Here is a 26,352-nt window from a genome sequence, read left to right as displayed (position 1 = left end):
TGACTTGCTTTTTAAATTTTAAGGGATCATCAATTTTGGCATTTAACCAGTAACGAACGAGATGTGGTTGTAATGTCGCTTCTTTTTAAAAAACGCCCCACACTACGGGGGGAAATCTTTTCGACAATTCCTCTTTTTATGGCTTCATCCGCCAACTCTGAAGGTGTCCAATGGCTCACTGGTCTGTCTGATTTTTCACATTCTTCACAAGCGATCGCTACAATCTGGACTACTTGTTCGACCGTAAAGGATTTTGTTGTTCCAGGTCTTGGGCGATCGCTTAAAATTCCTTTGATCAAGACCATTAATGCTTTCTCCGTTACCTGTTGTTCTTCGGCGGCACTCAGTTTTTCTCTCTCCTCAAACCATCGCGATCGCCACTGACGCACTTGTACTCGGTCTAATTCTAATCTTCGACTAATCGAACTATTGCTCTCTCCTGATGCTGCGGCTAAGATTAGCTTGGCTCGTCTAACAAGGCGATAGGGGTTTGTTGTCCCTCCCACTATTTGTTGGAGTACTGTTTTCTGTAGGTTGGAGAGGTTAATTGGCAATGCTTTTATCATGGACATCAACTTCGAGATTCTTCCGTTAGTTTCATTGAAACACATTGTCGTGGCTAGTCACGAAAGTTTCTGTAAAAATCTGGTGGATTACTTTCGCCAAGCTGCACTAGCTACACACCTGTATTTAGTACAGGCTTTCTAGCTGAACGAATCGCACCCCCATTCTCTCCTTAAAAAAATCACAACTCCGAACTCCGAACTCCGAACTCCGAACTCACGTTACTGTATTCCCCAATATTTACAAGCGGAGTAAGCTAAGGTAACAACCCCGGTAACAATGGCTGACTCATCTACTTCAAATAAGGGATGATGCAAGGGATAGTTATCTTTTTTCTCGTGGCCTACCCCTAAGCGAAACATTGTGCCGGGGGCGTGTTCTAGGTATAAGGCAAAATCTTCGGCCCCTAGGGAGGGTTCGGGTAATATCTCGACAAGATCATTGCCCCATGCTTCTCGACAAGCACTTTCTATTATTTGTGTCAGGTTAATGTCATTTTGGACCGAAGGCACTCCCCGACGATAGTTCATTTCATACTTGGCGTTGTAAGCATTACAGACATTGGCAATAATGCCTTCTATCCACTCTGGTAAGTTAGCATGGGTTTCTGGATGGAGCGATCGCACGGTTCCGGCCATTCTTACTTGATCGGCGATGACATTGGGGGCGCGGCCTCCTGTTATTTGGCCAATGGTCAAAACTAGGGGACGTAGAGGGTTCTGGGTGCGACTGATAGCTTGTTGTAGGGTGGTAATAACCTGGGATGCGATCCAGATAGCATCAACCGCTTCGTGGGGACGGGCCCCGTGGCCGGACTCTCCTTGGATAAAGATTTCAATATCATCTGCTGCTGCGGTTAAGGCTCCGTACCTAATGCCCACAGAACGGGCTGTAAGGGAGGGAAAGACATGAACTCCAAAAATGCTATCCACATCTCGCATCGCCCCATCTTGAACCATCCAGCTTGCTCCTTGGGCGATTTCTTCGGCGGGTTGGAATAGGAAGCGGATGTTACCGGGTAATTGGTCTCGTAACTGGGCTAAAATCATGGCAGTTCCTAGGCCAAGGGTGGTATGGACATCGTGGCCACAGGCGTGCATTACCCCAGACTTACATGAGGCAAACTCTAGTTTTGTCCTTTCTTCGATGGGTAGAGCGTCCATATCGGTGCGGATGGCTAAAATTCCTTTTTTTGTACCATTTCCTTCTAAGTTGCCGACAACCCCTGTTTTTCCTACGGCTTCTTGTACGTGAATACCATAGGATGAGAGAACCCCTGAAACGTAGGCTGCGGTTTGGTATTCTTGTCCGCTTAATTCTGGATGTGAGTGGAAATGACGACGTATTTCGATTAATCTGGGTGCAAGTTCTTCAGCAAGGGTTTTTATTTGGGACAGCATAGGAAACGGTGAGGATTTGGCATTGTTTGAGGTTAATTATTATTATAAAGTATCTTCAAGTTATCGATAGGCTGCAAAGTATCTGCAAATACTGTCTTCATTCTTCAACTTTTGGTAAACCGTATAAGTAATGATCTAAATTTTTAGAGAAATCAGTTGGGAGTTGTTCCAGTTCACTTTCTGGAATATCTTGGGTGATTTCATCTATCATTTCTAAAATAGAATTTTCTTGGATAGAATGGGTTTCTAAATTAGTATTAGTAGTTATTTTTTGTTTTAAACGAAGTTTAACAAAGAGTAGGAAGTTTAAGACTTCTTCGATGAGATAGTCAGGAGATTGTTCAATTTCTTTTAGTAGCTGTTCTTTGGTTGACATGGTTTAATTAGTCTTCCTATTAAGAAGATATTATTTGAATTAACTATATATTCTTTCTTTCAATATTATAGCGGTATTTAGGGACATAATAGATTATGTCCCTAGTATTATCCAATGATTAACTTGAAGGGTTTAAAAGTTACAAATAAGCAACTTTTTTTAAAGTTTGGTAAGTCCCAATGGCAAACCCTTTTATCTTTTCTTTGGACTTATTAACTGTGAATTTTTTCAAATTATCCCAAGTTAATTCTTGATCAGATTTTCGCCAATATTCAACAGCTTTCCAACTAGCATTTATTTGAGTGATATTACTTCCTGCTTGTTGCATCAGTGTAGATAATTGATCATAAGTTGTATCCATTAAATTGACTTTACTTAGTTCTAGTATTTGATCATCAATTTTATTTTTTTGATATAGTAATTCAGCTTGGGAATTTTTAAGGTATTGTATTGCTTCTTGTTTACTCTTTGTCTCAGCTTCAGTAATAATACTTTCTAGCTGTTTTCTGAGTAACCTTTTCAATCCTTTTGCTGTATTCATTTCTATGAGAGATTCTAATTGTTCATGGATTTGATGAATGTCTTTCTGTACTGAATTTGACTTATTATAGTTACTATTTACAGTTGAGACTAACTCACTATTTAATGATTGACTTTCCTCTGTACTTTTTTCATTTGATAAAGATTTTCGCAAAAAATAAATCTGTTGTTTAATTAATTCTTGTTGATCTTCCTTAATGATAAATGCCGCAATAGATTCTCCCTTTTCTGGATCTATTTTGCCGACTTTCATCATAGCATAGTATTCTATTTCTCCATAAACTAATTCATAAGAATTAGAACCAATTTTTTTAACAAATACAGGATTAATAATCCCTTCAGAATCTAAGATAAGATTAGCAAGCCGATCAATTTGTCTCTCGTAGTCTTGTACTTTAGAATAAGGTATAGAACACTTAATGGTATCAACATCAATTAAGAAAAAATCCATGATTATTAAGCTCCTATTTTTTCTAATATTTCAATAGCTAATGATTCAAACTCAGCAGCAGAGGTATTTGCAGAAGAAACATTATTTGCGTAATTAAAAATTGATTTAGGATCGGGAATTTCTAAATCTCCTACTGTTATACTTTGGTTAATACATTGAGATAAAGACATTCTTTCAGAAATTGTGTTTTCCATTATAGGAAAATTGTAGTTATCAGAAATAACTCGTCTTTGTTTGGGAAATGTATACTGAAGATATTTATGATGAGTAGAAATTTTAGACGGTAAAACACCCATGATTTTTAGTAATGGTTTATTTAATTCTTCTTTGCTAGAGTTAATTACCTCATCAATGAAATTTTTTACACTATTTAAACCTTGATTAGAAAATGGCTTTAAGTCAGAAGGGATAATTAAACTATCAGCAGCAATTAATGCAGCTTGTGCATATAAATCTAGAGATGGAGGTGTATCAATAAGCACAAAATCATAATTGTTTTCAACTAAGTTTAATTTATTAGCTAATCTGAAAGCACTAGCAGCTTTCTTTAATAAATCACGTTGACGTTCAATTAATGTAATATGAGAGGGAATCACATCAACTTCTGGTTGGTTAAATCCTTGAGACTTTCTAACAACATCAGCAACTTGTATTTGTTTGTTGTGTAGTAAATGAAAGACATTTTTATCTTTCAAATCATCGTCATCATCGAACTGAAATTTAATTAAACCAGTAGCAAAAATTGTGTTTGCTTGAGCATCAATATCAATCAATAAAACTCGTTTTCCTTGGTTACTAAAAGCAGCAGCTAAATTAGTAGCTACGGTGGTTTTTCCGACACCACCTTTATGGTGGTAAACAGCAATAACTTTCATAGATTTTTTAGGTAACTCCTTAATAGGTGATTGAGAAACTTTCGGGACATAAACAGCTTGACAAGTAGATAATCTCTTGGTTAAACTCTCTTTACCAATCAAAGCATTGATTTTGTTGAGATTGTTAGCAATATTCTCTCCTTGACAACAAAAGAGAAACTTTAATTTATCCTGCGATCGCTGATAAATACGGAATTCTTTCCCATTGGTTAACACTCCATAAAAACTTTTAGTTTTCATCAAATAATGTCCCAAACGACGCACATGATGATCTAAATTTTCTCTAGGATGTTTCGCTTCAATGACAACACAAGAAGAAAGATTTTTCATTTTTTTAACAGCAACGGTTGAAAAATCTAAACGAATATTTCCATAGCTTACTTCTTGATACCAGTTATCAGAAGAATACCCTAATTTTGGGAGCAAATATTGAACAATTAGCTTACTCTCTACTTCCCTTTCATTATGACAGGATCTAGGTTGAAATTGCAATTGACTATTTCCTCAATAATAAAAGATAGAGGATAAAATTAAATAACAGAAATGGTTAGGAACAATAAGTTAAAAGTAACATTAACTACTATTAAACAGCTTATCACACTTATTATCCCTAAGTATATACTGAGTAGAAAACAGTACAATTGCTGAATTTTTAAATTACATCTTGATTATAAGTGGTGAATTAAGTAAAATCCCTGTTTCTTTTGTAAAGATAGTTGAACATTATAATTTTCAGTATTGTTTGGGAATACTATCAATAGCTTAATAGTTAGAGACATTGATCAATAATGGTTATATTTTATATAATTATCGGTATTTTAATTGCTATTACTCTTCTTTTAGTTGCTTATCTTATTTATACAATTCGTCAACAAAAAATAAAAAAGCGTCGTCAATATTCTTATTTTGTTCCTCGTCGTCCTAATTTTCTAGATAGAATCAAACGTTATTGGAGACGAGTTAATTTACAACATTTGCTAGGTTATCTCATAGCTATTGCAACACTCGTTTATTATACTCAAAATTATACTCAAGGTAATCAAAGTTATCAGATAACAGAAATTTATAATAGTACAGTTTTTACTAAAGTTGAAAAACCCATAACCATAGCTGACAAAAATCTATGGTTATCAAATAGAAATAAACCTCATCCTCTGGTTATGAATATTCCCGCTAATGAAGAGGTTAGCATTAAATCTGTTGCTAATTATATCGCTGATCATGAATCTGATCCTTTTCAAAGAATTAAAGCACTTCATGATTATGTAGCGACTCGTATTTCTTATGATGCAGATGCTTATTTTTCAGGAGAATATCCACCTCAAGATCCTCAAACTGTATTTAAAACTCGTCAAGCAGTTTGTCAAGGATATGCTAATTTATTAATGGCATTAAGTAAAGCAATTAATGAAGAAATTCTTATTATTGTTGGTGATTCTCGAACATAAATAAGCAATTTTTATGGACAGGGACACGCTTGGAATGCAGCTAAAATACAAGGTTATTGGTACTAGGAGTTACGCATTGACAGATGGTTTACAATGTGCATAGTCCAAACAGAGAAAGCTATCGCTGTTAACAAAAAGCAAAAAACTGATAAAATAGAGAGGATTATAAGAACTGGAGGTAGATATCCGAACTATAACGAAGAAATCAACGGCTAAATGTCATTTAGAACTCTATACTTACTATTTAATTGCTGAATCCAAATATTCGGGTTGTAATCGTTTATCCGAGATATTTGAGGATTTATCTCATGATAGTGTTAACCGTTTTTTATTAAGAGAAAGCTATAAACCTGTTGATTTATTCAATGAATTTAAACAGCACATTGAACTGAGTGGGGGAACCTTAAGTATTGATGATACAGTCATTGAAAAACTTTATAGTAATCCTAAATTAAGTAAATTTATTGGTTATTTCTGGTCAGGAAATAAACATAAAACTATCAAAGGAATTAATTTAGTTACTTTATTATATACTGACCCTAATGGAATTTCAGTCCCTCTAAATTATCGACTTTATGATAAAGAAGATAATCTGTCTAAAAATGATTATTTTCGGATGATGCTATCGGAAGTTTTAGCTTGGGGACTGAGGCCAATTTATGTAACTGGTGATAGTTGGTATTCATCTAAAGAGAACCTTAAATTTTTGAAAAAACAAGAATTAGGTTTCATGATAGGAATAGCTAAAAATCGACAAGTATCAATCGTTAAAGGACAATATCAATCCGTTGAAAGCTTAGAAATAGAGGAAAATGGGACAATTGTTTACTTAAAAGAGTTTGGCGAAGTTAAAGTATTTAAGAAACATTTCAAAAACGGGATGCTTCGTTTTTATATTTTATTTGACAAAGAAAATAAAGACTTAAGAGAAACAGATAAAACTCTATTTACTTTGTTGAAAACAACTCATTGGATTATTGAATGTTACCATCGTGCGCTCAAACAATTATGTGGTATCAATAAATTTATAGTCAGAAAATCAGAAGCTATATTGACCCATTTCTTTAGTTCTTTACGGGCTTTTATTAAACTTGAATTAATGAGAGCTAATGAGTTAATTGATAATTGGTATCAACTCCAAAGAGAATTGTCTATTGAAGTTAATCGGAATTTTATTTTAGAGCAAATAAATTTGAAATTATCAGCCTAATTTATAGATTAGTTATTGTTATTATTACGTCAATTTTAATGACTCTAATAATTAGCGATCGTTGTCTCTCTTTAAAGCTACTCATATTTAAGTTAATTTGTCAATGCGTAACTCCTACTCTTTTGGGTTTGTGTCCTGTGGTAATCGGCGTTTCAAACCATTCCCACAGGAGGAAAGTAGAGCAAACGATTTTTGTGCAAATTCCCACAAATTGAACACCCTAGCTCCTGGACTACCTTAATCGACCCTTGGAAGTTGTTCATCTTGCCAAGCATTCACTCCTGGCTGGAATTCATCCCAAGTTTTACGTACTTGCTCGTAGCATTGAGGTGGTGTAATGGGTAGGTTTTTCAAGTAAAAGAACGTTGCCTCATCGAAAGACTCCAGCAAGAAAACAATTTCTCTGGTTGGAGAATAATTATCGACAACTTCTAAGATATGAGCAATCATAAAGTGATGGGGCAAAATTGCCCTCTCAGGAGCCTTTAACCAAGCATTCAAAAACGGCACAAGGCGAGAACGTCCGATAAAATAAGTTTTGAATGATTCGCCAGCAACACCCACCATCGGAGAATTCAGGCTGCAAACGATCGCTCCACGCTTCTGACTAAGATGACCAGCCCAAGCATTATAGCCAAGGACCAGCAAGTTACTGGCAATAAAATCTTGATGCCAATTCGATCTATCAGCTACTTCACTCATTCGGTACCTCCTAAACACGCTTGATATCTAGCGACAGGATGGGAGCAGTAGTCCATTGCTCTGGATAAAGCTGTTTGCTCTCATCTATTGATAAACCAAACAGATTTGAATTCAAGGTCAATACTGTCAACCTGATTTTAGAAAATACACTCGATTTTTGCATCAATTTCTCTCCTTTTTTTCTCAAGATTCTTTTTATACCAAATCCGGTTTTAATACCCCCTTTATCTGAAACTGACTAAATATCGTCAAAACCTTTCAGGTCAAGGTTTTGACCACTACAAGTTAAAAGGGGTTTCTATGAGAGGCTTTGGGATTAGGTAAGATAGGTTAAACACCTGTACAACAACTCATAACAGGTTATAAAAGGTTATAAACTGAGACTTAGAATTGCCAAAAATTAGGAATGGATTCAAGTCTCATTTTCTAAGTCATCGTTGGCAATAAACTTTTGGGGATTGGGGCAAGACTTCCAAACACGAATCTATAGCCCTCTTTTGAACAAAAAACCTTTGAGGAGAATACTTCCCCAGACTAATCATATTGACCACAATCTGTACCTAGCAGACGATTACGAACGTGGATTAACTTATCGGCGGGCATTCTGACTAAGAGATTTCTTCAAGACTAATCTCATCACAGTTGCGGGACAGCGACGGATTTACACCGATCTTTCCCCGTTAACTCTAATGGCTGATCTCCATTAGAACCGAATACCTTAGTAGCTTATCATATTTCTATACTATTAGAAAGTAGTAGAAATTGCTTGCACCGGACAAGCAGGAATACACTGTTCACAAACAATACAAAGGGAACGCCGAAAGGATAACTTAAAAGTATCTGCCTCAAGTATTAAAGCTTCTGTGGGACAGACTCCGGTACACAAACCACAGTCCACACATTTTTCCTCATTAATACTAATTTCACGACTAGCTAAAGAAACATCAATCTCCTGAGATTGCATCCAATCAATAGCTGCTTCGATCGCATCAATATCCCCCAACAATTCTAACACTAACTTTCCCACTTGATTAGGAGCAACTTGAGCGCGAATAATGTTAGCAGCAATATCAAAATCTCTTGCCAAACGATAGGTTAACGGCATTTGTACTGTACGCTTAGGAAAAGTAAGAGTAACTCGTTTTTTCATGGTTAAATTTAAGGCGACTAATTGATATCAGCTTTCAAAGTAGAGGAAATATTATAAAATGGATAAGAGGTTAAAATTTTTTTTGTTTAAGAACTTATATGTCTGAAGTTGTTAATGCTAATCGTATCAGAAATACCCTTATCGCTGTTGCTGCCATTACCCTTAGTATAGCGATATTTTTTGGCTTTCAAACCCAAACTGGCTCCGTTTCTCTAGAAAGTCAAGCCAAAGACTCAACCCCCATAGAAGTAGCGATCGCCAACGGGAAACCCACCTTAACAGAATTTTATGCTGATTGGTGTACCAGTTGCCAGGCTATGGCTCCAGAATTAGCTCAATTAAAGCAGAAATATGGAGATTCGGTCAACTTTGTCATGTTCAACGTGGATAATAATAAATGGTTACCCGAAATTTTGCGTTATCGGGTGGATGGTATCCCTCATTTTGTCTTTATCGACGATCAAGGAAAAGAGATCGCCCAAGCGATCGGCGAACAACCTTCATCCGTTATGCAAGCAAACTTAGAAGCCTTAATTGACCATCAAACCTTACCTTACGCCGCTTCCACCGGAGAAACCTCGGATTTAAAAAGCCCCAATAACCCCATTAGTGATCCTCGTAGTCATAGCTCCCAGGCTAAGTCTGGATAAGTAGAATGTAGAATGAAGAATTTTTATCTTCATTCTCACTTTCTACTAGGGAAAAATAATTGTTAATTGTTAATTATTAATTGTTAATTGTTAAGCTAAAACCCCATGGAGAAAGATATCAGCAATACCTTCTGCCATTTCTTGTAAGGCTTTGGGAGATGCTTCTGGAGAAATAATTGTCTGCGAAGAAAACCCGGCAATGGCAAACATTCCTAAGAAAACTTGAGCAACAATTTTAGGATTCATGGGACGATAAATGCCTTGTTCCATAGCTGTTTCAAAGAAAGCTTCTGCTACATCTGTCATTTTAATAATCACTTCTGACTGTATTTTTTCCTGTAATTCTGGATGAAATTGTGCCTCGATAAAACAGACTCTTAATAAATCATTATTTTCCTGCATTCTTAACACCCGTCGTCGCATAACTTCCCTAACTGCTTTATAGTTTCCCATCTCGCTTAATTCTGTTAATAAGTCCGTTAAAATTTCCACCCACCCCTCCGTAGCAACTTCGATTAAAACAGCTTTTTTATTAGGAAAATAACGGAAGATGGTTCCTTCTGCTACCTTTGCCTTCTTAGCTAACTCTTTGGTAGTTGTACCATCATAGCCTTGAGCAGCAAATAGACGTAAAGCTGCTTTGAGAATACGCGATCGTGTATCTTCTTCTGTATTAGAGGTATTAAGGGTTTTAGAGACAAAAGTAGATCGAAAACCTGACATTACCATAATCATAAGCATAAGGACTCAGACTATTTTCTCCCAAGAGGGCCTAAATTTTTAAATATCTTCACAAAAGTTGTTTTTTCTTTCCCTTAACAAGAGATAATAGGACAGTATGCCCTCAACTCACTCACCATTATTGGTTTATTATGACTAACTCAACCACAGAATACACCTTACCCGATAATTTTACTAGCACCGAAATCAGCCATCAAGAAGCCATAGAAACAGTTATCGATAGTTTACAAGAAAATGATAGTGCGATGGTACATCATGATGAGCAAGGATACCTCTGGAAGTTTCAATATGGTAGTGTAGAAACTTATGTTCAGCTAACAGGAGAAAAGGAAGAAGATTTGTTAACGGTTTGGTCCCCAGTCTTAACCCTTCCTGCTCAAGATGAATTAGGTTTAATGCGCAAGTTACTGGAGATGAATGGAGAGGAAACCCTAGAAACTCGTTTCGGAATTATGAATAATCAAATTGTTGTTTTAACTCAGCGTACTGTTGAGGATTTATCTCCAGGGGAAATTTCTCTCGCTATTACTTTAGTGGCTACTATTGCTGATGATAATGATGAAAAATTAATCGAAACTTACGGATGTAATTCGGTTACAAAGTAGTTAATTATCACTCTTTAGAAACACAAAAATGTATCAGGTTAAACAAGAAACTTTATCTTTCACTACACGGGATGGAGTGCGTCTCGATGCTGATGTTTATCGACCCCAGAGCAACGAGTCTTTTCCTATCTTATTGATGAGACAACCTTATGGAAAAAAAATAGCCTCTACCGTAGTCTATGCTCATCCTATTTGGTACGCTTCTCACGGATATATTGTAGTGATTCAAGACGTTAGGGGACGGGGGACATCTCAAGGAGAGTTTAATTTATTTGCTAAGGAAATAGATGATGGTTTTGATACTATAAATTGGCTTTCTCATTTACCTGGAAGTACAGGAAATGTAGGAATGTATGGGTTTTCTTATCAAGGTATGACCCAATTATTTGCTGCTGCCACTCAACCAGAAGTATTAAAAACTATATGTCCTGCTATGGTTGCTTATGATTTATATCATGATTGGGGATATGAAAATGGAGCATTTTGTTTACAAACTAATTTGGGTTGGGCGATACAATTAGCGGCCGAAACAGCTAGATTGAAAGGGGATATTAACGCTTTCCATAAACTCTACAAAGCATCACGAAATTTACCCTTATCAGACCCCATTATTGCCTATCCAGACTTGATGAAAGAGTTGGCTTCTGATTCTTTTTATCATGACTGGATTAATCATCCTTATTTTGATGATTATTGGTCGCAATTATCCCCTAAAACATTGATAGATAAACTAGATTTACCTATGCTACATATTGGGGGATGGTTTGACCCTTATTTACGGGGAACGATTAATCTATATAATGCTATGAAAACTAAGAGTATCTATCCTCAAAATTTGATTATTGGTCCTTGGGGTCATCTTCCTTGGGGTTCAAAAATAGGTAGCAAAAACTACACAAAAGCAGCTATTAGTTTTGTTGATCAATATCAAATTGATTGGTTCGATCATTTTTTAAAAGGGAAAGAGATAGATCACTTATTTTCTCAACCTATCTCTTTATTTGAAATGGAAAGTAATCAATGGAAATATTCTAAAAAATGGGAAACAATACAAGAGAAAAGTTACTATATTTTTAGTCAAGGTTTAGCTAATGTTAAAGATGATGATGGTCAATTAGTTGATAATATTCCTGATGATAATGTTAATGATATTATTGTTCATGATCCTTGGCGGCCAGTGCCATCTTTAGGGGGTCATGCTAGTATTCCGTCGGGATCATTTGACCGTTCTCAATTAGATGAACGTTTTGATATTATAACTTATCCCTCTGATAAATTAACAGAAGATTTATCAATTAGTGGTACACCTTTTGTTAGAATTTATTGTACAGCAGATACAGAAAGTTTTGATATATGTGCCATCTTATCAGAAGTAAAACCCGACGGAAAAGTTTATAATTTTAGTCAAGGTTATATAAGAATAAACTCAGATAAATTACCCATAACTATCGCTTTACAACCTACTTGTATCAAAATTAAAAAAGATAGCTGTTTAAGACTTAGTTTAAGTGGTGCGTGTTTTCCTGCTTATGCTTTGAATACAGGAACAGGAAAAACCCCCAACGAAGAACAATTACTTGATGCTAAAACTATTACAATAAAAGTATGGAGTAACCCTGAACAAATATCAGAAATTATATTACCTATTAATTAAATATCAAAAAATTAATATTACAGAAATAGACAACCGCTTAAAGACTATAGATCACTATTAAGGATGGGAAGACAAAAAATTAACCATATCTTCATCCTCCCCACACTCCCCGTCACCCCGTCACCCCGTCACCCCGTCACCCAGTCTACCTCTGATTTACGTGATTTCCATTACTATATACAATAGGCTATGTCAAGTATATATAATGCTTATTTGCAAATCTTAAAGAAATGTTACATAATGGAAAAAGAAAGGAGCAAGGCAATCAAACAAGCCTCACTCTGAACTAACTATTAAGTGTACAAAGATTCTAATATAAATCATGGTATATACAGCACCCAATTTTAACACTCAGGCTCTCGATGTTAATTCTGTTACCGAGCAATTTCAAAGCCTTAGCACCGATGACAAGCTAGGTTTACTTTGGGTAGCTTATACTTGGACTTTGGATAAAAAACAATTGTTAGCGTAAATTTTACGCTAAACATATCTCCAGAGCTAAAATAGAGAATTAAGGTGATTTTAAAAACTCTCTTTCCATCTTTTTAGGGGATTTTAAATATTAAATAGCTTCATTCAGTTTCGGTTCCAATATAGATATCTAAGTAGCTTTCAGTTAGAGATTGAATGACTCGTTCTAATTCATCAATGAGATTTCTTCTAGTGAGTTTTTCTACAGCATCAATATGAGCAGAACTTCCGGCTCGTCCTAAATATTTATATTTGGTTTTTTTCTCATTATTAGTGGCCATAGGAAAAATTGATTCAGCAGCCTGTAGTTTATAATACCAGTAGATTGTTCCCTTTCGATTAACCTGATAAAGAATAATATGACAATTAGCTGGTGCTACTTCCCCTTCCCGTTCAATTTTCTTTATTTTCTGTTTAAGAGAGCGAATTAGACTCTTAATTTGTTTGGCTCTCAGGTGGACATCTTGACTGGTCTTAAGTTCGGAATGTGATGACATTAGCCTTAACTGTAACAAACAACCTCTTTTGATGTTAGCGTATATATTCCGCTAATTTATAAGGTAATAAATTTTAAAAATGACCAAAAATGAAACGGCTACGTCTGTCGAGGAATTCCTGGTGTGGAGGTCTAACCTCTTCCAAGGACTAAAAGCTAGAAAAGAAACTATTATAGAATTACTCGATGCCCTCTCCAGTAACCAACAAGCTCACTCAGTTGTTGAATTGTCTCTCAATCCTTTATTTAGAAGAGATTATAACAGTTTATATAGAGGAATTCAAGAGTTTTTACCCACTCAAACTGACCCTAATTATGAACAGAGAATTGAGACTTTATTTTCAGCGGTATCGAGAACAATTTCTCCCACTTCAAAACATTATAACTTATTTGGTATTGACACAACTCCCTGTCCACGACCGTTTGCCGAAATGTTAGCGGATAAAACCTTTATTCATTACCCCAATCCAATTAAGGGAAATAAACCCATTAATATTGGACATTGTTATTCCGTTGTCTGCGCTTTACCTGACCAAATAGACACAGAAAAAGTCCCTTGGGCTGTCCCCTTATCAGGAGAGCGAGTCCCCTCTAAACATAAAGGAGTAAATCAAGGCAATCAACAACTAAAAAAAATCTGGCAAAGTTCTTTATTTTCTGATAAATTATCTGTCTTAGTGGCTGATAGTGACTACAGCCAAAAGGATTTTATTGGGGAACAAGTTAAGCATGAAGACCTAGTTACTATTACAAGAGTTAGAAGTGACCGAGTTTTTTATCGTCAATTTATTCGGGACCAAAATCAAGCCAAAACTTCGGGACATCCCCGTTGGTATGGGGATAAATTTGACCTTAAAGATGACCAAACTTGGACTGAACCTGATGAAGTTCATCATGTTCCCTTTACAACGAAAAAAGGTCGTCAATTAACAGTGACTATTTCGGGATGGAAACAGATGTTAATGAGAGGAACTAAAAACTATAAAATGAACAATCACCCCTTTACTTTACTCCAGATTGTTGTCAGAGCTCAAGAAAGAAATAGTATTTGGAAACCTATGTGGCTTATTGTTATTGGTTCTCGGCGCGATGAGTTAAGTTTAGTTGATTGTTATCAGTGTTATCGACAACGTTATGACATGGAACATCTTTTTCGATTTGGTAAACAAAGATTATTGATGACATCTTATTTAACTCCCGATGTACATCATGAAGAAAATTGGTTTAAACTAACACTTCTTTCTTATGTAAATTTGTGGGCTGCCAGAAAATTAGCTGTGGTTTTACCCCGTGATTGGGAACAGTATTTGAAGACTAATAAATCCATCAAAATCACCCCTAGTCTAGTTCAAAGAGACTTTTCAAGAATAATTACGACCTTGGGGACTTTCGCCAAATTTCCCAAACGTCGAGGTTTTTCTTCCGGACGTATTAAAGGTTACAAAAAAGCCCCACGAACTCGTCATGATGTTATCAAGAAAGGGAGCAAAAAATCAACTGAAAACTTAAAAGCTCCTTAGTTTTCCTCAGAATCTATAGATTAGCCCTATTTGTCAGCCAATTTTATTGACTGATACAGAGCCGATATTTTGGGATTTTAGTTTAGCGTAAAATATACGCTAACAAAATTTTTTTGTCCAAAGTCCAAAATTTAGAATACATGAACTATTGATTTTCTTTCGCTTTCATAGCATAATCCCTAAATCTTTCTAGATCAGCCATAATAGTTGATTCTACCACTCTACCTAAAAATAAATTATCCATAAGTTTACCTAACCATCCTGGAATACCGTAAGCAACACTTAAGCGGACAATACTACTCCCTTGTCGATCATAAAAGCGAATTGCTCCACGATTGGGTAAACCGTCCACCGACTCCCATTGTATGATTTGATGGGGAACGACCTTTAAAATTTTCGATAACCAAGTAAATTCCAGCCCACCACTGGCCAATTTCCAGCGAGATAGTTCTGGATTTTCATCTAATATTTTAACCGAGTCGATCCACTTCATCCATTGTGGCATTTGTTCTAAATCCGACCATAATCCCCACACTAATTCCATGGGAGCATCGACTTCAATTTGTACGCTATGTTCCAACCAATTAGACATTTTATATTTACATAACAATTAAACGTAGGGTGGGCATTGCCCACCCCTATGCTCATTTTAGCGAATTGTAGAAACCTGGGGGGATTTTTTAAGGGTTTCTGCTGCTTCTAAGATAACTTTTGCTGCTTGTTTACCCGAAATGGTTGCCCCTTCCATACTATCAATATAGTCTTGTTGGGTGTAGCTCCCTGCGAGGAAAAAGTTAGGGACAGGAGTAGCTTGAGAAGGACGATAAACATCCATCCCTGGAGCTTCTCTATACAGAGATTGAGCTAGTTTAACCACACTATACCAAGTCATATTTAACTCCCGTGAAGAGGGAAAAAGCTCGTGAACTTGTTTTAAAACATGGTTAGCAATGTCTTCATTTTTCGCTTTAACAAAAGGATCACCCGGAGTCAAAACTAATTGTAGTAATGAGCCTTCTCCCTCCTTATAATAATCTCCAGGACTACTTAAAGCTAAGTCAGAAAAACAAGAAAAGTCAGCATCGGCTGTATACAATAAATTGTCAATTCCGGCCGCTTCTTTTAACTGTTTCCGTTTGTTTTCGTCTTGTAACTCTGTCACCCAACCATCAAAACGCAGTTGTACAGTCGCCACCGGAACCGCTTCTAACTGATAGATGTTATCAAACAGAGATAGCTTACGCCAATCATCAGGAATCAATCTTTTAATTCCAGGAACATCACAAGCACAAACGTAAGCATCCGCGGTGATAGTTTCTTCTTTCTCTCCATTAGGAATAACTAACCCCGTAACTTCAATATTATTATTATTTTCTGTATATAAAATTTCTCTGACTCTACGTCTGGTATGAATTTTTACACCACGACTTTCTAAATAGTTAGTGATGGGTTTATGAAGATACTCATGGGGAGAGCCTTCTAACATTCTTAGGATAGAAGCTTCTGTTTTTGTGGCAAAAAAGAGAAAAATGGTTAACATACAACGGGCAGAAATATTCTCCGTATCGATAAACCCTAACGCATAAGCGATGGGGTTCCACATCCGTTGTAAACTGCCATTATTGCCCCCATGTTGACGAAACCAGTCCGCAAAACTGATAGAATCTAGGTTGCGAATGGTTTTCATCGCTCCCTCAAAGTTGACTAAACCTGGTACAAGAGGACTGGTTCCCAAGGCTAAAGAATTAGCCATTTTATCGATCGCCGAGAGTTGGGACGTAGTAAAAAAGGCCTTTAACCCGTGTAATGGCGCACCAACAGCGAAACGAAAGTCCAACTCCCCAATTTTTCCCCCACTATTAATGAAAGTGTGGGTGTGTTGTTTGAGGCGTAAATTATCGATCGCCCCGACTTTTTTCATTAAAGCAAAAAGATTATAATAGCAGCCAAAAAAGACGTGCAAACCCATTTCGATGTGATTTCCGTCCTTATCTACCCAACTGCCCACTTTTCCGCCGACAAAAGGACGAGATTCAAAGATTTCCACCTCACAACCCCCGTCTACTAAGTCCATGGCCGTGGCCATCCCTGCTAAACCTGCACCAACGATCGCAACTCGCATTCTTTAGTTCCTTGTCTCATTTTCTTTACATATTGTAATCATATCAAACAAATAACCAAGGTTAGGAAGTTGGGTTATAATTATGTAGTAAGTCTTAAATTTTAAGAATATTTGCCGTTGATAACTGAAAAATATTAGTAAAATGACAGGCAACAGCACCATGAGTTGGTTGTTGTTTTAGTCAGTTGTTTAGAACATTGTCCTATGTCTCCTTTACCAGAGTATCGTCCCCAAAAATTGTCTTTAGGAATCCTAGAAACAGAAATTTTAGAAATTATTTGGGACTTTGGCCAAGCTACCGTTAAACAAATACACGATCACATTTTAGCCGATCCAGAACGGGAATTAGCTTATGCTTCTGTTACCACCGTTTTAAACCGTCTAACTAAAAAAGGTTGGCTCAAATGTTCCAAAAATAATAAAGCTTTTACCTGGGAACCTTTAATGTCCCGTGAACAAGCCAAAGCTTTACAAGCTTATGAACAATTACAACAATTTCTTGCTATTAGTAACCCTGATATGGTAGCGTCGTTTGCTGATAGTTTAGATGCAAGTAGTTTAGAAAGATTAGAGGCGATCGCAAATCGTCTCCAAGCCATTCGCCGTCAACGGGGGACTCCTTAATATGCACTCAGTTATGATTTTCTTGGCTTTAGCAGTGGCTATAGGAATACGTTTAATATTTTCTCTCTGTTCTTATGGCCTAAGTCACTGGCAGCGATCGCTGCTGGCTTTTATGGCACCACCTTTACTATTATTAATGACAGCGATGGCCGTCATTTTTATGGGTTATCATGGACAAATGCTAGGCTTCCAGGCAAGTCGTTTCAGTTATTTATTAGCAGTTTTTTTCTTGTTATTTGCTGTCATCAGAGGTTTAGAAATTACATATCAAGGATGCTCGTCTCTGCAAAAAATAAAGAGTTATCCCCAAAAAAATATTTATAATACTCACGCCAAAATTCTAGAAACTAATTTACCCTATAGCGCACAAGTAGGCTTTTGGGACTCAGAACTTATCATTAGTAACGGTATTTTAACAACCCTAGATGATGCACATTTAAAAGCAGTTATCGCCCACGAACAAGCACACGCTTATTATCATGATACTTTTTGGTTTTTCTGGTTAGGTTGGCTAAAAAGGATTAGTTTTTGGTTACCGAAAACTAATAAACTTTGGCAAGATTTATTACTATTAAGAGAAATCCGCGCCGATCAAAAGGCGGCCGAAACAGTCGATCCCTTAATTTTAGCAGAATCCTTACTTATTATCGCTCAAGAAATTAATAGAATAGTAACAGCAAATCCTTTGGGAGTAATGGCGGCAGGATTTCATGATCTTGACCTAGAAAACCGACTAGAAGAAAGAATCAATGCCTTATTTGATGAATCAGACTATGTTCGTTTCAAAGGCATTGAATGGTATCCCGTTTTAATAACTCTATTGCCATTAGTTTCTATTCCTTTTCATGGTTGAAAAGTTATTGAAAATCTCCTGAATTTCTACGCCTAATTAACTCCGCTTGTTGGGGGGTTAAATCTGGTCTTTGACCCGGTAAAAAAGCGATGGGATTAATTGCCTTTCTGCCTCCAGGACGAATTTCAAAATGTAGATGGGGTCCTGTACTAAATCCTGTACTGCCCATTTCTGCAATTTGTTGGCCTTGTTCTACATTTTGGCCTGAAGTCACCAACAGTCGTTGATTATGACCATAAACACTAACATTGCCATCAGGGTGACGGATACTCACTTGATAACCTAAACCTTTATTACTCCAACCGGCAAACACCACCACACCAGAGGCCGCAGCAACAATGGGAGTACCAATGGGGGCAGCAATATCAACCCCTGTGTGCAGTTTACCAAAACGTGGACCAAAACCAGAGGTAAGGTTGCCTTGAGAGGGCCAAATATAACCTCGGGGAGATACAGGGGTTTGGGGTAAATAGCGATCCGAAGGGATAGGACGTAACTTGACCCCGGTTTCTTCTTCTCCAGAGGCCACAACTATGGTGTGGGATATAAGGGAAACAAAAATGCTCACACCAGCAATAATTAATCGATTGGATAATGATTTCATCGGTTACTGATTAAGTGTAGGAGTAAACCCAGATACTTTCTTAAGAAAGTTAAAGAGTTGTAAGCCACTGTAGCAGAAAATGGATTTTTGTAAAGTTGCTTCAATGTTCTTAAGTCTTTTAATCTCATGATTACCCAATGTTTACCTTCATCTTTTAGACTGTTTCATGAAGTATTGTCCTTTGATGGTGGAAAGAGTAAAACTAAAATGCTGTTAGCCTACAACCCGACGCAACCTTTGGCCCTTGAAGAGACGGAGGAGGAGCGAATACACTTTTATGAGCGAGGCCAAACCATACCCCTTGTTAACGAGGGTATTTGGCAAGTTGATCGTGGTATTGCTCAATTAAGTCAACTATCTCCCCAAGGGGACGAAATTTTGTTAGGTTGGGCGCAACCCGGAACTTTTTTTGGTTCCTGGTTAACTTTTGTAAATTCTTATCAAGTTAAAGGATTATCCAATCTTTATTTAAAATGGTACGGGATTGAAGATTTAAGCAACTCTGCTGAGTTAAGTCAAATGGCTTTTAGTCAGTTAGCCCGTCGAATGCGTCAGACAGAAGCGTTATTAGCTATTTCGGGATTAAAAAGGGTTGAGGATCGCTTACAACAATTACTTTATTTACTTCAACAAGAGTTAGGGGAAAGCACAAAAGAGGGAACTCGGATTAAGGTCCGTTTAACCCATCAAAACTTAGCCAATGCTATTGCTACTACAAGGGTAACAGTAACTCGTTTGTTGGGAGAATTTCAACGTCAAGGATGGCTTGGTTTTGATAGCGATCGCCATATTATTATTACTTCTGTTAAGTTCCATTCCTATTCTAAATCTGATGCTAATTTTAACTGATTATGTTTTGGATGAGACAGGCTTATGATATAGTTTAGATTAGATTTTTCACATAATTAAACAGTTTTTTATGACATCTTCTACTACTGGTGCTGATGCAGTTGATTCTGCGATCTCTAAGGGTCTTGATTTAGACGGAACACCCATCCCACCTGAAAAATTAAACCTATATAACGAGGTTATGGCATTAGAAGGGCAACGTCAACGCAGTGGTGTCACCAATACCATGCGCTCTCGTATTGTCCGTATTGGAGCCAAACATCTTTCAATGGAAGAACTCAATCAACGTCTAACCTCCGCAGAATTTGTTCCACTCAAAGATAAAGAGATTGCCTTTTACTACGGTGCAAAATAATCAGAACAGATTACTTATTTTTTTACAAGAGTTAAAAATTCGGCTTCACTGAGTTGAGTTATTCCTAATTTTTCGGCTTGAGTTAACTTAGAACCTGGGTTTTCCCCCAACAATAAATAATCAGTTCTCTTACTAACGGAACTGGTTACTTTTCCTCCTGCTTCCATAATTAAAGCTTTGGCCTCATTCCGTTTTAAGCTAGGTAAAGTACCAGTAATAACAAAGGTTTTGCCCGCAAAAGGAGTTAAGGGAGAATCAACAGTGGGTGTTTTAGATTTAGTTGCTTCTAATTGTAACCCAACTTTTTCTAATTGTTGAATTAGATCACAATTTTTTTCGATACTAAACCAATCAATAATTGACTGGGCAATTTCTTCTCCTACGCCATACACAGAACTTAAATCAGAGAAAGAAGCCTGAGATAATTGCTCCATACTAGGGAAGTTTTCCGCCAATAAACCAGCAGTTACACTACCCACATAACGAATACCTAAACCATATAAAACCCGTGAAAACGGCTGTTTTTTACTGCCCTCAATAGCCTCTATTAAATTATTTGCAGATTTGCTACCCATGCGTTCTAAATTGGCAATTTTTTCGGGGGTTAAATCATATAAATCGGCAAGGGAATTAACTAAACCATTATTAATTAGTAAGATAACAATTTTTTCTCCTAAACCGCGAATATCTAAAGCATCCCGTGAAGCCCAATGAACCAAACTACCCCGTAAAATTGCCCCACAAGAAAGATTCATGCAGCGAGTAACCGCTTCGTTTGGGGGACGCTTCAAAGTAGAATCACATTCAGGGCAGTGAGACGGCATTTGGTAGAGTTGGGTATTGGGGGGGCGTAAATCATCCAAAACACGGACAACTTCGGGAATAATCTCCCCTGCCTTGCGAATAATCACCGTATCTCCCACACGGATATCCAGTTGCTTAATGCGATCGCTGTTATGAAGGGTGGCTTTTTGTACCGTTGTCCCGGCTAAATGAACCGGTTCCATAACTGCCATGGGGGTAACAGCCCCCGTTCTGCCCACATTGACTATGATATCTTTAACTATAGTGGGGGCCTCTTCTGCGGGATATTTTAAGGCGATCGCCCAACGGGGGAATTTCTGGGTAAACCCTAACACTTTTTGCAGAGAATAATCATTAATTTTTACGACAACACCATCTGTCATATAAGGTAAGTCTTTTCTCTCGGTTTCCCACTGCTGAAAATAGTCAGCTACTTCCTCAAGAGATGGGCATAATTTGCGGTGAGTATTAACTAAAAACCCACTATTTTGTAAATAGTTTAAAGACTCCCATTGACTGTTTATGTCTGTGGTTTCAAGATGCAAAGTATAGGCAAAAAATTGTAAGCGTCTCTGGTCGACAATTTTGGGGTCTAACTGTCGTAATGTTCCGGCGGCAGCGTTACGAGGATTGGCAAATAAAGCCTCTCCATTTTCTTCTCTTTGTTGATTAATGCGGTCAAATTCATCTAGGGGTAAAAAAGCCTCTCCACGGACTTCTATAATAGGGGGAGGATTTTCTAAATTTAACTTTAAAGGAATAGAACGAATGGTGCGAACATTTTGGGTAATATCTTCTCCTGTGGTTCCATCTCCTCTAGTTACACCTCGAATTAACAAACCATTTTCGTAGGTTAAAGCTAGGGCAGAGCCATCAATTTTTAATTCACAAACGTATTCAGCAGATTCTATGTTTTCCTTTTCACTATATCGTTGCCATCGTTTTTGCCAAGCTTGTAAATTCTCTAAATTAAAGGCATTTTCTAAACTATAAAGAGGAATATTATGGGCAAGAGAAACAAATTGAGACGCAGGTTTATCCCCTACTCTTTGGGTGGGACTATCAGAAGTAATTAAATGAGTATTCTCCTTTTCTAATGTATCTAGTTCCCGATATAACTGATCATAAACAGCATCCTCCATAATGGGATTATCAAGAACATAGTAAGCATAATTCGCTTTTTGTAGTTGTTGTCTTAGTTGTTGTATCCGTTGTTCAATCATTATTTTAATTACTCCGATAAGTCAAGATTCAGTTTGAAGATATTAGGACATAATAGTATTATGTCCCTACGAATTCGCCATTGTAGGGGTTAAACCCAGAAAGCTAATTTTCTCACAACAGTATTATCCATTGGTAATTATCCATTGTCCATTGTCCATTATCCATTATTGAATAAGCATTACGGACTCGGTTTGTCAATTTTTTCTTTTGTTACTATTTTAAAAGTATGAGTTAGGAGTACATATCTTGGTCAACATTCGCTGCGGTAACATTGAATTTAAGAACATTGAAGCAATTATCTTTGATAAAGATGGCACTCTAGAAGACTCTAATAACTTTTTACGAGAGTTAAGTATTCATCGCGCCCGCTTATTAGATGCCCAAATACCAGGGATCGGAGAACCCTTACTAATGGCCTTTGGCCTGCAAAATAATCAATTAGATCCCACTGGTTTGATGGCCGTAGGAAGTCGCCAAGAAAACTTAATTGCTGCGGCTGCTTACATTGCAGAAACAGGAAAAAGTTGGTTTGAAGCCCTAAAAATAGCCGAAAACGCCTTTAGAGAAGTTGATCAATCTCTCAAAAAAGATCGAACCACTTCCCCCTTATTTGCTGGTAGTTTAGATGTGTTAAAAACTTTATACGAAGCTGGCTTAAAATTGGGAATTCTCTCGGCTGCCCCTACCCAAGACGTAGAACATTTTGTACGGGAACATAATCTTTCTGATTACATTCAACTAATGATGGGAGGTGATCAAGGATTAAGTAAACCCGACCCCCAACTATTTATTAAAGCTTGTCAAACTTTGATAACATCACCCGAGAAAACTGTCATGGTAGGAGACTCTCAAGGAGATATTCTCATGGCCAAACAAGCAGGAGTAGCAGGAGCCATCGGCATTTCTTGGGCTAACAAAACAGCCCCTCATCTCAATCAAGCCGATATTATTATCACTCAAATCGAGGAAATACAACTGGGTTAAACCACTAAAGGATCTAACAAAAATAGAAACTTCTGCTGAATTTGGAGCTTAGGGTGTATGATGTTACATTAACAAAAGTTTGTTGTCTGTATCATTATTAGAGAGGGTAAAACAAATTGTCTAAACGTTATTTATTTACGTCTGAATCCGTTACAGAAGGTCATCCCGATAAGGTTTGTGACCAAATCTCAGACACTATTATTGATACTCTCCTCAATGAAGATGATCAAAGTCGGGTAGCTGCGGAAGTCGTCGTCAACACTGGTTTAGTCTTGATTACCGGGGAAGTTACCTCCAAAGCTCATGTTGATTTTGCCAAATTAGCCCGTAACAAAATTGCAGAAATTGGATATACTGATGCTGATAATGGTTTCTCTGCCAATAGCTGTTCCGTTTTAGTGGCTTTGGATGAACAGTCTCCCGACATTGCCCAAGGTGTTAGCCAAGCTAGGGAACAACGCAAAGAACTCAGCGATGATGAGTTAGACCAAATCGGTGCCGGTGACCAAGGACTCATGTTTGGTTATGCTTGCAACGAAACCCCAGAATTAATGCCCTTACCCATCAGTTTAGCCCATCGTTGCGCCCGTCGTTTAGCGGCAGTCCGCAAAACTGGTGATTTAAGCTATTTACGTCCCGATGGCAAAACCCAAGTTTCCATTGCCTATGAAGATGGTATTCCCGTTGGTATCGATACCATTCTCATCTCTACACAACACGATGAAACCATCGGTTCCATCACCGATAACGACGCAGTTCAAGCTAAAATTAAAGCTGATCTCTGGGAAGCAGTTATTCTACCTGTATTTGCAGATATCGATATTAAACCCTCTCAAGATACTCGCTATCTAGTTAATCCTACCGGTAAATTTGTTATTGGTGGTCCTCAAGGAGATGCAGGGTTAACCGGTCGTAAAATTATCGTCGATACCTACGGTGGTTATTCTCGTCACGGTGGTGGCGCATTTTCCGGTAAAGATCCCACAAAAGTTGATCGTTCTGCCGCTTATGCTTCTCGTTATGTGGCTAAAAATATTGTTGCTGCTGGTTTAGCAGATAAGTGCGAAGTTCAACTCAGTTATGCTATTGGTGTTGCTCGTCCTGTTAGTATTTTAGTAGAAACCTTCGGCACCGGTAAAGTGGATGAAACCAAGTTGTTAGAAGTTGTTAATGAACTGTTTGAGTTACGTCCTGCTGGTATTATTCAGTCCCTGAAACTCCGTGAACTTCCTTCTCAACGGGGTGGACGCTTCTATCAAGATGTGGCTGCTTATGGTCATTTTGGACGCAACGATCTTGATCTCCCTTGGGAAGCAACTGATAAAGCGGCCTTACTCAAAGATGCTTTATTAAAAGTTGGTGTTTAATCCTAACTAGGGTTTGCTGAATAAAAGCAAAACCCTATTCTTTAAAAGGTTACACCCATATTCGCGATCGCAAAAAAGATCAGCTTTGTCGGCTACAAACTGCTATAATTGGTAGAAACACCTCCCAGTTGTTGGTCAAGAACAAATGTATCGAAAAGAGGAGCAACCTTTACCGCCCCCAGAAAAATTTGAATTACCTTTCGAGGGCAAATTGTCCCCCAATAATCGTTGGGTAATCATGGCAGAGTTGATACCTTGGGATGATTTTGAGGAAGAATATGCTAAACTTTTTTCAGCAGAAAAAGGTGCGCCAGCCAAACTATTTAGAATGGCATTAGGGACATTAATTATTAAGGAAAAATTAGGAACAAGTGATAGAGAAACTATAGAACAGATTAGAGAAAATCCCTATCTACAATACTTTATAGGTTTAAATTGTTATCAACAAGAGCCACCACTGGAATCTTCAATGCTAGTTCATTTTAGGAAAAGAATTGATGGAGAATTGATAAACAAAATCAATAAAAAAATAGTAAAAAGAGAAATAGACAAGAGTGATAAAGAAGTAAAAAAAAAGGATTGTCTCCAAGAAAAAGGAGAAAAAATAAAAAATAAAGGTAAACTAATTTTAGATGCGACTTGTGCGCCAGCAGACATCAATACCCAACGNATTTAGGCATATTANAATCAGCCAGAATTGAGACAGAAAGAATAATAGATAATCCTTTATAACCATTNAAGAGTAAATTGAGAAAAAAGCCGAAGACTTCTAGAAAAATTGCTAGAAAGAATACTTANAAGTAGCTAAAAACGAAAAGTATCTATCAAGAAGAGAAAAAAGCTATCGGGAAACAGTTAAAATACCTAAGAAAAATTTAGGAAATATAGAGACTAANTTTCNAGCTGGGGCTTCCCTGGAAAATCTGAGTAAAGNACAGAAAAATTGTCTAGAGACTATCAAAAAAGTTTATGAACAACAACAGTCAATGTGGGAGAATAAGACCCAGAGTGTTCCTCAAAGAATTGTAAGTTTAACTCAACGGCATATTCGTCCAATAGTGAGGGGAAAAGCAGGAAAACCAATAGAGTTTGGAGCTAAACTCTCAGTAAGCTGTGTAGATAACTATGTGTTTCTAGACAAAATAAGTTGGGAAAACTTCAATGAATCTTGTCATTTAAAAGAACAAGTAGAAAAGTATAAAGAAACGTTTGGCTATTATCCCGAATCCGTCCATGTAGATAAAATTTATCGAACTAGGGAAAACAGAAATTGGTGTAAGGAAAGAGGGATAAGAATCAGTGGTCCGAAGTTAGGAAGACCTCCGAAAAATGTCAGTGAAGAAGAAAAGAAACAAGCCCACTCCGATGAATGCTTCCGTAATGCTATTGAGGGAAAGTTTGGACAAGCTAAACGAAGATTTAGCCTAAATCTCGTGATGACAAAACTCCCTGAAACCTCCATTACATCTATTGCTATTACATTTTTAGTTGTCAATCTTTCTAAACTTCTGAGGCAGTTTTTGTCGCTTTTTTTGTCCTTATTTACTAATAATAGAACAGGGGAACTCATCAAACCGCCTTTCATTAATTTTGATTATACTTTAAACAATTTTTATGTACTAAAACTTATTGATTTGTCAGAAAATTCTTGGTCAAAAGTGGCATAAATTTTGGAGAAACTTTTTCAGCAAACCCTAATTACACGTACCTATT

Annotated in this window: 27 protein-coding genes, 1 pseudogene and 1 riboswitch; of the genes and pseudogenes, 14 read left to right on the top strand and 14 right to left on the bottom strand. The window is 37.1% G+C overall.

Annotated features, from left to right (window positions below):
- Positions 1–29: 29 nt before the first annotated feature.
- The 5 genes from CWATDRAFT_RS05005 to CWATDRAFT_RS04985 form a co-directional block, all read right to left on the bottom strand.
- Positions 30–611, bottom strand: a complete 582-nt coding sequence (locus tag CWATDRAFT_RS05005) for a helix-turn-helix domain-containing protein (RefSeq protein WP_007303979.1) — start codon at positions 609–611, stop codon at positions 30–32.
- 174 nt (positions 612–785) lie between these two features.
- Entirely contained in the window at positions 786–1,964 is a 1,179-nt protein-coding gene (locus CWATDRAFT_RS05000; RefSeq protein WP_007303978.1) for a M20 family metallopeptidase, read from the bottom strand.
- A gap of 97 nt (positions 1,965–2,061) precedes the next feature.
- Positions 2,062–2,340, bottom strand: a complete 279-nt coding sequence (locus CWATDRAFT_RS04995; protein ID WP_007303977.1) for a hypothetical protein — start codon at positions 2,338–2,340, stop codon at positions 2,062–2,064.
- 139 nt (positions 2,341–2,479) lie between these two features.
- On the bottom strand, positions 2,480–3,331 hold the full coding sequence (locus CWATDRAFT_RS04990) for a ParB/Srx family N-terminal domain-containing protein (protein WP_007303976.1): 852 nt from the start codon (positions 3,329–3,331) through the stop codon (positions 2,480–2,482).
- 5 nt (positions 3,332–3,336) lie between these two features.
- Positions 3,337–4,698 (bottom strand): AAA family ATPase, encoded by a 1,362-nt coding sequence (locus CWATDRAFT_RS04985; RefSeq protein ID WP_007303975.1) that lies wholly within the window; start codon positions 4,696–4,698, stop codon positions 3,337–3,339.
- A 296-nt stretch (positions 4,699–4,994) separates the two neighbouring features.
- Between CWATDRAFT_RS04985 and CWATDRAFT_RS04980 the strand changes: the two genes are divergently transcribed.
- Positions 4,995–5,654, top strand: a complete 660-nt coding sequence (locus CWATDRAFT_RS04980; protein ID WP_007303974.1) for a transglutaminase-like domain-containing protein — start codon at positions 4,995–4,997, stop codon at positions 5,652–5,654.
- Positions 5,655–5,838: 184 nt separating this feature from the next.
- Positions 5,839–6,864, top strand: a complete 1,026-nt coding sequence (locus tag CWATDRAFT_RS32925) for an IS701 family transposase (RefSeq protein WP_071892152.1) — start codon at positions 5,839–5,841, stop codon at positions 6,862–6,864.
- Between the two features lie 237 nt (positions 6,865–7,101).
- Here the strand turns inward: CWATDRAFT_RS32925 and CWATDRAFT_RS04970 are convergent, their stop codons facing one another.
- From CWATDRAFT_RS04970 to CWATDRAFT_RS04965, 3 genes are all read right to left on the bottom strand, one after another.
- Positions 7,102–7,566, bottom strand: a complete 465-nt coding sequence (locus CWATDRAFT_RS04970; protein WP_007303972.1) for a hypothetical protein — start codon at positions 7,564–7,566, stop codon at positions 7,102–7,104.
- A gap of 10 nt (positions 7,567–7,576) precedes the next feature.
- The gene (locus CWATDRAFT_RS37010) at positions 7,577–7,753 is read right to left on the bottom strand and encodes a hypothetical protein (protein WP_157134040.1); all 177 of its coding nucleotides are present in this window, start codon (positions 7,751–7,753) and stop codon (positions 7,577–7,579) included.
- Between the two features lie 390 nt (positions 7,754–8,143).
- Positions 8,144–8,295: riboswitch (cobalamin riboswitch) on the bottom strand.
- A 16-nt stretch (positions 8,296–8,311) separates the two neighbouring features.
- Entirely contained in the window at positions 8,312–8,716 is a 405-nt protein-coding gene (locus tag CWATDRAFT_RS04965) for an NIL domain-containing protein (protein WP_007303971.1), read from the bottom strand.
- A gap of 98 nt (positions 8,717–8,814) precedes the next feature.
- Between CWATDRAFT_RS04965 and CWATDRAFT_RS04960 the strand changes: the two genes are divergently transcribed.
- A complete protein-coding gene (locus CWATDRAFT_RS04960) occupies positions 8,815–9,366 on the top strand; it encodes a thioredoxin family protein (RefSeq protein WP_007303970.1) in 552 nt (183 codons plus the stop codon).
- A 90-nt stretch (positions 9,367–9,456) separates the two neighbouring features.
- Here CWATDRAFT_RS04960 and CWATDRAFT_RS04955 read toward each other — a convergent pair whose 3' ends face one another.
- On the bottom strand, positions 9,457–10,089 hold the full coding sequence (locus tag CWATDRAFT_RS04955; protein WP_007309447.1) for a TetR/AcrR family transcriptional regulator: 633 nt from the start codon (positions 10,087–10,089) through the stop codon (positions 9,457–9,459).
- Positions 10,090–10,238: 149 nt separating this feature from the next.
- Here CWATDRAFT_RS04955 and CWATDRAFT_RS04950 point away from each other — a divergent pair, with 149 nt between their 5' ends.
- From CWATDRAFT_RS04950 to CWATDRAFT_RS32920, 3 genes are all read left to right on the top strand, one after another.
- Positions 10,239–10,712 carry a YbjN domain-containing protein gene (locus CWATDRAFT_RS04950; protein ID WP_007303968.1) on the top strand — a complete coding sequence of 158 codons (474 nt, stop codon included), beginning with the start codon at positions 10,239–10,241 and terminating at the stop codon, positions 10,710–10,712.
- 28 nt (positions 10,713–10,740) lie between these two features.
- On the top strand, positions 10,741–12,366 hold the full coding sequence (locus CWATDRAFT_RS04945) for a CocE/NonD family hydrolase (RefSeq protein ID WP_007303967.1): 1,626 nt from the start codon (positions 10,741–10,743) through the stop codon (positions 12,364–12,366).
- 322 nt (positions 12,367–12,688) lie between these two features.
- Positions 12,689–12,838 carry an orange carotenoid protein N-terminal domain-containing protein gene (locus tag CWATDRAFT_RS32920; RefSeq protein WP_232287009.1) on the top strand — a complete coding sequence of 50 codons (150 nt, stop codon included), beginning with the start codon at positions 12,689–12,691 and terminating at the stop codon, positions 12,836–12,838.
- A gap of 100 nt (positions 12,839–12,938) precedes the next feature.
- Here CWATDRAFT_RS32920 and CWATDRAFT_RS04940 read toward each other — a convergent pair whose 3' ends face one another.
- Positions 12,939–13,334 carry a hypothetical protein gene (locus CWATDRAFT_RS04940; protein ID WP_007303966.1) on the bottom strand — a complete coding sequence of 132 codons (396 nt, stop codon included), beginning with the start codon at positions 13,332–13,334 and terminating at the stop codon, positions 12,939–12,941.
- Between the two features lie 79 nt (positions 13,335–13,413).
- Between CWATDRAFT_RS04940 and CWATDRAFT_RS04935 the strand changes: the two genes are divergently transcribed.
- Complete coding sequence (locus CWATDRAFT_RS04935) at positions 13,414–14,853, top strand: NF041680 family putative transposase (protein WP_007303965.1); 1,440 nt, start codon at positions 13,414–13,416, stop codon at positions 14,851–14,853.
- A gap of 145 nt (positions 14,854–14,998) precedes the next feature.
- On the opposite strand, the gene CWATDRAFT_RS04930 is transcribed toward CWATDRAFT_RS04935, so the two are convergent.
- Positions 14,999–15,445 (bottom strand): SRPBCC family protein, encoded by a 447-nt coding sequence (locus tag CWATDRAFT_RS04930; RefSeq protein ID WP_007303964.1) that lies wholly within the window; start codon positions 15,443–15,445, stop codon positions 14,999–15,001.
- Between the two features lie 57 nt (positions 15,446–15,502).
- Positions 15,503–16,975 (bottom strand): 9,9'-di-cis-zeta-carotene desaturase, encoded by a 1,473-nt coding sequence (zds, locus tag CWATDRAFT_RS04925; RefSeq protein WP_007303963.1) that lies wholly within the window; start codon positions 16,973–16,975, stop codon positions 15,503–15,505.
- A gap of 204 nt (positions 16,976–17,179) precedes the next feature.
- On the opposite strand from zds, the gene CWATDRAFT_RS04920 reads away from it, so the two are divergent.
- Both CWATDRAFT_RS04920 and CWATDRAFT_RS04915 read left to right on the top strand, forming a co-directional pair.
- Entirely contained in the window at positions 17,180–17,599 is a 420-nt protein-coding gene (locus CWATDRAFT_RS04920) for a BlaI/MecI/CopY family transcriptional regulator (RefSeq protein WP_042711189.1), read from the top strand.
- A gap of 1 nt (position 17,600) precedes the next feature.
- Complete coding sequence (locus CWATDRAFT_RS04915; protein WP_007303961.1) at positions 17,601–18,452, top strand: M56 family metallopeptidase; 852 nt, start codon at positions 17,601–17,603, stop codon at positions 18,450–18,452.
- Positions 18,453–18,456: 4 nt separating this feature from the next.
- On the opposite strand, the gene CWATDRAFT_RS04910 is transcribed toward CWATDRAFT_RS04915, so the two are convergent.
- A complete protein-coding gene (locus CWATDRAFT_RS04910) occupies positions 18,457–19,056 on the bottom strand; it encodes a M23 family metallopeptidase (RefSeq protein WP_007303960.1) in 600 nt (199 codons plus the stop codon).
- Between the two features lie 207 nt (positions 19,057–19,263).
- Between CWATDRAFT_RS04910 and CWATDRAFT_RS04905 the strand changes: the two genes are divergently transcribed.
- Positions 19,264–19,905 (top strand): Crp/Fnr family transcriptional regulator, encoded by a 642-nt coding sequence (locus CWATDRAFT_RS04905; RefSeq protein WP_007309441.1) that lies wholly within the window; start codon positions 19,264–19,266, stop codon positions 19,903–19,905.
- 70 nt (positions 19,906–19,975) lie between these two features.
- Entirely contained in the window at positions 19,976–20,260 is a 285-nt protein-coding gene (locus tag CWATDRAFT_RS04900; protein ID WP_007303958.1) for a small RNA NsiR4-regulated ssr1528 family protein, read from the top strand.
- A gap of 14 nt (positions 20,261–20,274) precedes the next feature.
- On the opposite strand, the gene ligA is transcribed toward CWATDRAFT_RS04900, so the two are convergent.
- Positions 20,275–22,287 (bottom strand): NAD-dependent DNA ligase LigA, encoded by a 2,013-nt coding sequence (gene ligA, locus CWATDRAFT_RS04895; protein WP_007303957.1) that lies wholly within the window; start codon positions 22,285–22,287, stop codon positions 20,275–20,277.
- A gap of 247 nt (positions 22,288–22,534) precedes the next feature.
- On the opposite strand from ligA, the gene CWATDRAFT_RS04890 reads away from it, so the two are divergent.
- The 3 genes and pseudogenes from CWATDRAFT_RS04890 to CWATDRAFT_RS35510 all read left to right on the top strand — a co-directional run bounded on the left by CWATDRAFT_RS04890 (position 22,535) and on the right by CWATDRAFT_RS35510 (position 26,306).
- Positions 22,535–23,272 carry an HAD family hydrolase gene (locus CWATDRAFT_RS04890; protein ID WP_007303956.1) on the top strand — a complete coding sequence of 246 codons (738 nt, stop codon included), beginning with the start codon at positions 22,535–22,537 and terminating at the stop codon, positions 23,270–23,272.
- A 116-nt stretch (positions 23,273–23,388) separates the two neighbouring features.
- Positions 23,389–24,639: a methionine adenosyltransferase gene (metK, locus tag CWATDRAFT_RS04885; RefSeq protein ID WP_007303955.1), complete on the top strand. Its 1,251-nt coding sequence runs from the start codon at positions 23,389–23,391 to the stop codon at positions 24,637–24,639.
- 145 nt (positions 24,640–24,784) lie between these two features.
- A pseudogene (locus CWATDRAFT_RS35510) lies at positions 24,785–26,306 on the top strand (IS5 family transposase).
- Positions 26,307–26,352 lie beyond the last annotated feature (46 nt).

It is taken from the genome of Crocosphaera watsonii WH 8501, assembly GCF_000167195.1.
Taxonomy (GTDB): Bacteria; Cyanobacteriota; Cyanobacteriia; order Cyanobacteriales; family Microcystaceae; genus Crocosphaera; species Crocosphaera watsonii.
Note: the sequence above shows the minus strand (reverse complement) of the source record. Positions and strands in the feature narration are given on the sequence as shown.